Source organism: Westiellopsis prolifica IICB1, from assembly GCF_004323185.1.
In the GTDB taxonomy this organism is placed as follows: domain Bacteria; phylum Cyanobacteriota; class Cyanobacteriia; order Cyanobacteriales; family Nostocaceae; genus Pelatocladus; species Pelatocladus prolificus_A.
In genome coordinates, this window is record NZ_NAPS01000001.1 from 2,480,100 (window position 1) to 2,487,845 (window position 7,746).

The 7,746-nt window shown below is 40.6% G+C and carries 5 protein-coding genes and 1 pseudogene; 4 read left to right on the forward strand and 2 right to left on the reverse strand.

The window, feature by feature from the left end:
* Nucleotides 1-205 (forward strand): annotated as a pseudogene (locus tag B4U84_RS30485) (hypothetical protein); the annotation flags it as partial.
* Between the two features lie 384 nt (nucleotides 206-589).
* On the opposite strand, the gene B4U84_RS10385 reads toward B4U84_RS30485, so the two are convergent.
* The gene (locus B4U84_RS10385) at nucleotides 590-2,206 is read right to left on the reverse strand and encodes a mechanosensitive ion channel family protein (protein ID WP_131117603.1); all 1,617 of its coding nucleotides are present in this window, start codon (nucleotides 2,204-2,206) and stop codon (nucleotides 590-592) included.
* A gap of 144 nt (nucleotides 2,207-2,350) precedes the next feature.
* Between B4U84_RS10385 and B4U84_RS10390 the strand changes: the two genes are divergently transcribed.
* Both B4U84_RS10390 and B4U84_RS10395 read left to right on the forward strand, forming a co-directional pair.
* Nucleotides 2,351-3,181 (forward strand): DUF6920 family protein, encoded by an 831-nt coding sequence (locus tag B4U84_RS10390; protein WP_131117605.1) that lies wholly within the window; start codon nucleotides 2,351-2,353, stop codon nucleotides 3,179-3,181.
* Between the two features lie 245 nt (nucleotides 3,182-3,426).
* Nucleotides 3,427-3,621 (forward strand): hypothetical protein, encoded by a 195-nt coding sequence (locus tag B4U84_RS10395; protein ID WP_131117607.1) that lies wholly within the window; start codon nucleotides 3,427-3,429, stop codon nucleotides 3,619-3,621.
* 832 nt (nucleotides 3,622-4,453) lie between these two features.
* On the opposite strand, the gene B4U84_RS10400 is transcribed toward B4U84_RS10395, so the two are convergent.
* Nucleotides 4,454-5,470: a ribose-phosphate pyrophosphokinase gene (locus B4U84_RS10400; protein ID WP_017313407.1), complete on the reverse strand. Its 1,017-nt coding sequence runs from the start codon at nucleotides 5,468-5,470 to the stop codon at nucleotides 4,454-4,456.
* Nucleotides 5,471-6,098: 628 nt separating this feature from the next.
* Here B4U84_RS10400 and B4U84_RS10405 point away from each other — a divergent pair.
* Nucleotides 6,099-7,746 (forward strand): protein kinase domain-containing protein (locus B4U84_RS10405; protein ID WP_242677593.1); only part of this gene is annotated, 1,648 nt, incomplete at its 3' end.

Consider the following 7,746-nt stretch of genomic DNA (forward strand, 5'->3'; position numbering starts at 1 on the left):
ACTCGTCGTCGAGTATCAAACACTCGTCATCGAGTATCAAACACTCGTCATCGAGTATCAAACACTCGTCGTCGAGTATAAAAGAGTCGTCGTCGAGTCTCAAATACTCATCGTCGAGTATAAAAGAGTCGTCGTCGAGTATCAAACACTCATCAGCGAAATACAAATACTTGTTTACGAAAGACAACTCTTAGAGGATGTTTGAAAAGTTCTTTTATTGGTAGCAAAACGTTTTAGATCCCCCTAAATCCCCCTTGAAAAGGCAGGGCTGTTTCATTTTCGAGAGTAAAATCTCAAACCCTCTTTTTTAGTTCGTTAATAACGAATATCTAATCAAAACAGAACGAGATTTCAAAGTTTCCACTTTTTTCCTTTTAAGAATGAAACAGCCCTGCCTTGAAAAGGGGAGGGTTGGGGAGGGGTAAAATTCGGGAGCAGCTTCACGAAGAATTGGTATAAACCCTTTGCTATTAGCACAAGTCGTCTGAAGACGACTTAAATAAATCAAACAGTCTGTTTTAAGCAGACTTTCACTATAAGACTGCGATTTCAATCGCAGGCGTTTTTTTGAACATTTGGGATGCTCCCCCTACTTCATCGATTTCCCATTTCCATTAAATTCTTTGGTCAAGCGCAACAAAGCTTGTTCTAATTCTGATGAAAGTTTGATGGGTAAGTCGCCTGTACGCATATTCAAATCTCTCTGCGGGAAGGGAACTTCTATTTTGTATTTTCGCAAAGAGGCTTCGAGGAGAAAATAGATATCACTTTTAATCGGTGTTTGTTGGTGGGGTTTGTCAATCCATACTAGGAGTTCAAAGTCTATGGCGCTTTCACCAAAACCTGTGAAAAATACTTGAGGTTGGGGTAGTTTTAAAACTTCGGGGTGATGTACAGCGGCTTCCACGAGTGCTGTTTTTACCAAGTTTACGTCTGAACCGTAAGCGACACCTACTGGTAAATGAATCCGAGAAACAGGGTTGCGATGGCTCCAGTTAATGACTTCAGTCTCCAGAAATCGAGAGTTGGGGACGATAATTGAAATTCGGTCTAATGTGCGAATTACTACACTGCGCGCTCCTATGTATTCCACTGTCCCCATGTATTCGCCCACTTCGATGAAATCGCCGACTTGGATGGGACGTTCAAATAATAATACAATTCCACTACCAAAGTTTTTAGCAATGTCTTGGAAACCAAAACCAATTCCTACACCCAAGGCACTAGCTACAATTGTCAGAGAACTAAGATCTAGTCCCCAAATTTGTAGCAAAACAATTGTACCAAAACTAATAAAGGCATATTTGCAAATAATGGCGATCGCTTCTTGCGCTCCTCTGCTAATTCGCATCCGACTTAAAATCCGAGAGCGTAGCAAGTTTGTTGCTGCACCTGCACAGATTATTAGCCCCAAGAGCAAGATAATCAAAATTAAAATGTTGGTCAGAGAATAGGACTTTTGTCCTAAAGAAAAAATTGGAGAGGTAAGGCTAGTAAATATTCTGGTCGCGATATTATAGCTCAAATTACGGGTGAGAGGAAACAGATTAGTAATATAGAGAACTACCCCTACCCAAAGTCCTATCCGTGCTAACAGCAGTGTTGCTTTAAACAGAAATCTTGATGTATTTTGGATTTGGTTATCGCTAGATGAATCAGCCGAAACTAGCATTTGTGAGAGGCGATTTTGGGTGAGTTGCCATACAATTCCGAGTAACCGATGTAGTGCGATCGCCATCAACACAATCACAATACTCAGAATTGATGTATTGCGAATAAACTCTGTACCTCTCTCGCTTTGGGCTTTTTGGATTGCATCCTCAATTTTTTGAACCCAGATCCTAGCTTGTTCTTCGGGAGTACCAGCAGAATCTATATCGTTCTGGGTAACGGTCAATAAGTACCGACCATTAACTATGATAATTGGAGAATCGTTGCGTTGTTCAATTTTGATATCAGGCGCTTCATCGGATTTAACAACTGCTTGCAATTGGGAACTAATGAATTTTGCTCGTTCTTGAGCTTTTGATTGTTCATTACTGCTGACTCTAAAAACCAATCGACCATCTACAGCAACAGGTGCATAGTTTACAGATTGTGCTTGTACTGGTGCTAACAGGAAACTGATCAACAATACCAATACAATCACAGTTGTCTGAATAATTTGGGAATACCGAGTGTGAGGGAACTTACGATTTTTTCTCATTTTTACCGAGGGTTACTGACTTTGCGATCGCGTTTTATGGAACTTTAGTTCCATCATTCAAAAAACCCCATAGTTCACTTCCTCAAAAGTTTCTCATTTTTTGCTCGTAATTTGGAAGTAAATTCAGACTGGTTTGAACTTGAAATGTTGACCAAAATATTACTTAGTATTGCAGCATTACTAGCGATCGCATTCTTGATATTGGTAGTTGTGAGAATTAAAAATGACAATGAAGTAAGTAAAATATGGCAAAAAATAGCAGATTTCCCCACAGAAAATGTTTTTACAGAAGATATGGTTGCAGAATTACCAGCACCTGTGCAGCGCTATTTTTTACATGCGATCGCACCAGGAACTCCCTTGGCGTCTTCTGTAACTCTGGAAATGAGTGGTAGTTTTAGGTTAGGACAAGATAAACCTTGGGTTCCCATGCAAGCTAAACAAAGAATTTCAGTACTCAAAGGATTTGTTTGGAAAGCTGCGATCGGTCGTGGTTTGTCTCAAGTAGTGGGTGCTGATTATTACAGTAATGGTTCCGGTAGAATGCGGTTTTCTCTTTGGGGATTAGTTCCTGTAGTGAACGCTCATACTCAAGATATTGCTCGTTCTGGGGTTGGTAGACTTGCAGGAGAATTTGTCTGGCTACCTTCTGCATTGTTACCTCAACACGGTGTCATTTGGAAAGCTATTGATGAAAAGACCATACAAGCAAATCTTGTAATTGACGATGAATCTGTAACGCTAACGCTGGTTGTAGACGCCGAAGGCAAAATATTAAAGCTTTCTCTGCCACGTTGGGGAGATAAAACAGATAATGGTAGCTGGGACTACATCCCATTTGGAGTAGAATTTCAAGCAGAAAAGAAATTTGGCGGTTTCACAATTCCATCCCAGATAAACGCGGGTTGGTGGTTTGGTACACAACGTTATCTTGAATTCTTTCGCGCCACCGTTGAAAAGGCTGAGTATAAGTAAAAACTCAAAAAACAATAAACAAAAGTAATGGTTGTTAAAGTAATGTAAATCATTTGATCATTTACTACAACATTCTTTTAGAGTGGGAAGTGTAAGAACGTTCTTGCGTGCCGCTCATGTTTAATAGTTTAAAATTTGAGCGACGGTACACATGATAAAGGTTTCAAATTGGAAGCTCCAAATCTGTTTCTGAGATCATCAGTAGCGTTTGTAGTAGGTGATTAATGAAATGGAGGAAATGAGTTATGTCTGATCAACTTACCAATCTTGAGTTACTGAAAGATCTGGATAAAGATGAGTCCCTGACAGATGTGTCTGTAGAAGAACAGCAACATCTAGTTGGTGGTCACGGAGGTTACTACGGAGGTTACTACAAAGGTTGGGGTGGTCGTCACCATGGTCACCATGGTCACCACAGACATTGGTATCGTGGTTGGTAGTAAGTAAGGGTCACTAAGATTGACATGGTCGTGAGAATCACCATTACGCATTATAGATATGGTGATAAGTTGTAAAACAAAGTCAATCACACAAAATGCGACCTGAAATCCTTATCCAGCCTAAAACCTGATGTGTAAATATTTCCGTCTGCTTACTTAGCACCTTTAGAAGCTTCTAAAACATAAGGCACTTGTTAACAAAAAATTAGCAAGTGCCTTACCTGTTATTGGTACTGGCATCACCTTTGCAAAAAGCGATCGCATTAATATAAAACTGTCGTGGATGGCAAATCCACGACAGAAACACAGTCTTTCAACACTTAGCTTAATTCAACTCAAGCATTATCCTATTTCTAAATAGAAAAATGTATCTATCTGCTGGTTAATAATATGTTAATTACTTTTGTAAGTATAAATACATATAAACATGGTTTGCGCCTCCCTTTTTTCCCAAATTGCCTCTAGCACAATTTTTGAAGAATTAGAACAGGTAGTATCAAAATTGGAGAAATTAGTAGAAGAAGGTTGAAGGTAAAGGATGACGTGAAATTTCCTACTTGTTATTGATGCAATTTCTGAGGGGAAAAAATGCTGTTTCGTTTGTGGCGATCGCGTTCTGTTGTTGAAGCTCAATCTTAATTTACGATTTGAACAATAACCGCACCTATGAGGATTGAGATCACACGACGCAGTTTCAAAGATTTAGGTTTGCTTTAATCAAGCGATCACTCGCGATTGGTTTGTTAAAAAAAACACACCCTGAATACATATAAATTAAATGAACGCAGGCAAAAACAGCCTGCGGTCTTGTATAGAATAGTAAGTTTTGATACTAACGGAACATACTACTTACAGAGCTATCTTCATGAATCCGCCAAATCGTTTCTCCTAGGAGATTCGCTACTGACAACACCTGTAATTGCGGGAAGCGATCGCTCTCTGGAATCGGAATTGTATTAGTGACAATTACTTCCTCAAAGATGCCGCTTGATAACCGCTCGATTGCTGGAGGGGAGAATACTGCATGGGTAGCACAAGCATATACCTGACGCGCTCCTTCTTCACGAAGTAGCTTGGCTCCTTCTGTAATTGTGCCGCCAGTATCAATCATGTCATCTACCAGCACTGCTGTTTTACCCTTCACATCACCGATGACATTCAACACTTCAGCGACGTTGTGAGCCTGACGACGCTTGTCAATAATTGCCAAGGGAGCATCATTGAGCTTTTTCGCAAATGCTCTTGCTCTTGCCACACCGCCAACATCGGGGGATACTACCACAATGTCAGACAGTTCTTTGCTAACTAAATAATCCAGGATAACTGGTGAACCATACACGTGATCTAAGGGAATATCAAAATATCCCTGTATCTGTGCTGAATGCAAATCCATGGCCAAAATCCGGTTAGCACCTGCTTGAGTGATCAGGTTAGCAACCAGCTTGGCAGTAATTGATTCTCTTCCTGCTGTTTTTCTGTCAGCACGAGCATAGCCATAATAGGGAATTACTGCTGTTACCTGTCGAGCCGATGCTCGCCGACAAGCATCAATCATGATGAGTAATTCCATCAAATGATCATTTACTGGCTGACAACTGGGTTGGATTAAATAAACATCACAACCTCGAATAGATTCTTGAATTTGAATATAAAGCTCTCCATCGGCAAATCGCTTGCGGATCATTGGCCCCAAGTCCATACCTAGATAACGAGCTACTTCTTGAGATAAGGGTACATTAGCAGAACCAGAGAACAGCCGCAGGCGATTATTTTCAGCTATTCCTGTTGTAGTTGATGGCAGTTTGAAAGTTGCAGTACTAAGCACAGCAGGTCCTCGATGTGCATTCATGGCAATATTATCATCAGATATTTAGATTGTTTAAGAGCAATAGTCCGAAAAACATTTGTGAGTTTTGTTGAAGCTTTCATAAAAACTTGATACATACCTCCATGAAACTACAAGGTTCTCATTTTTCTGTTTTTGTGGTAGACACACTTTTACTAGCTCACACCTGTTGTCGAGAGTTTTAACTCGCTCTAAAAACCTGAAGTCTCATATAGATTTGTTGGACGGACTACTTTACTTTTTTGCACCCTATTTACAGATAGGAGTAGACTATTCTAGTTTACTTGTAATGGTAAAAACACCGATGAACCAATTAATTATAGTCTTCTAGATATTTTATGATACTAGCTGCAAGTAAATAGATTACCAGACTTGCGAGATAGTTTTCCAGCACCAAGGAAAAAGAAATCAATAGAAGCTCACCAAGCAATGGGAACTAAAATAGGCATTTTTTTATCTTTATTTACTATTTTGTACCCGAAAGAGAGTGTGAAAATAGATTATAAGCAAGTGTATTCAGATTTTCTTTAATATACGTACAATTACAGCAGTTGACAAATTACAACTGTTGGATATGATTTTTGCGGGTGAGTTCCTCCGAGTAGTGCCGTTACACTCAATTAACTAAAAGATGCAATCACCAATTTCAACTGGTACTGTTTTGCAAAACCGTTATCAAATTATTCAAATTCTTGGTCAAGGGGGATTTGGTAGAACCTATCTGGCAGAAGACAACAGACGCTTCAACGAATTGTGTGCCATCAAAGAATTAATTCCTCATACAACAGATCCTGTTGCTTGGCAAAAGGCACAAGAGCTTTTCCTCCGAGAAGCCAATATTTTGTATCAAATAGAACACCGTCAAATACCAAAATTCCGAGAAAGGTTTGAACAAGACCAACGATTGTTTTTGGTGCAAGACTATGTAGCTGGTAAAACCTACCATACTTTGCTGGATGAACGTAAAGCTGTTGGTGGTGCATTCACAGAACAAGAAGTATTACAACTGCTGCGCTCTTTGTTACCAGTACTAGAACATATTCACAGTCGAGGTATTATTCACCGGGATATTTCCCCAGACAATATTATTTTGCGTGATCTTGACAATCTGCCCGTCTTAATCGACTTTGGGGTGGTAAAAGAACTCGCGACACGATTGCAAGCTGCTAATCCGACAGTACCAGCAACCTATGTCGGAAAATTGGGTTATTCTCCCAGTGAGCAAATGCAAACAGGACAAGCTTACCCCAGTAGTGACTTATATGCACTGGCAGTGACAGCAATAGTATTGCTGAGTGGTAAAGAACCTCAAGAATTATTTGATGAAAATCTCTTGAATTGGAACTGGCAACGTTGGGTGAGTGTGAGTCCACACTTGACTCACATTTTAAATCGAATGTTGAGCTTTAGACCGAGCGATCGCTTCCAAAATGCAACGCAAGTAGCACAAGCACTAGCATCTGGTGGACAACAAACACCCCTAGCTTCAGCCTCCATACCAGCTGCGTCCAACCCTGGAGTCTCCAACGTCCAAACAATCCCCGTTGCTCGCCCTCCTTCACCAGGATCACCATCCACACCTGATACACCTAGTCATACAATTCCAGAACCTGCTAGTAGGTCATTTTTGGATAATCCGTTAGCAGTTGGATTAATTACTGTTGCCGTGGTGAGTATAGCAGGAATCGGCTCTTGGGCGGTGGTGCGTACTATTCGCGGTACACCATCACCACAGCCAACTGAAGTACCAACACAAACTTTTCCTTCTCCAGTAGTTCCTAATGGTTCTACTATTTCACCCACACCCACAGTTACACCCACAACAAACGAGCCGACAATTGTCAATAGACGCCTCACTTTAGATGCATCTGGTGTTACCAATATTGAAGGTACAATCACAGCCAATCAAATCATCCGATACACATTCCGAGGTCAGAAAGGTCAAAATATAATTGCGCTGTTAGCACAAGAAAGTGGTGTTCTATTAACAGTTTTAGGCCCAAATAGAGAACCAATTGACAACTCTGCTCAAAATGCCAGTTTCTATCAAGGTACATTACCTGTTGATGGTAGATATGCGATCGACTTAACCCTACCTCCAGGAATTACTGAAAGCGACTATAACCTCAATATCCAATTGGAAAGCCCACCTCAGCCTACACCCACACAAACACCGACCGATATTCCAACAGAAATACCCACCGAAACCCCTACCGAAACCCCTACCGAAACACCCACCGAAACCCCTACCGAAACACCCACCGAAACACCCACCAATA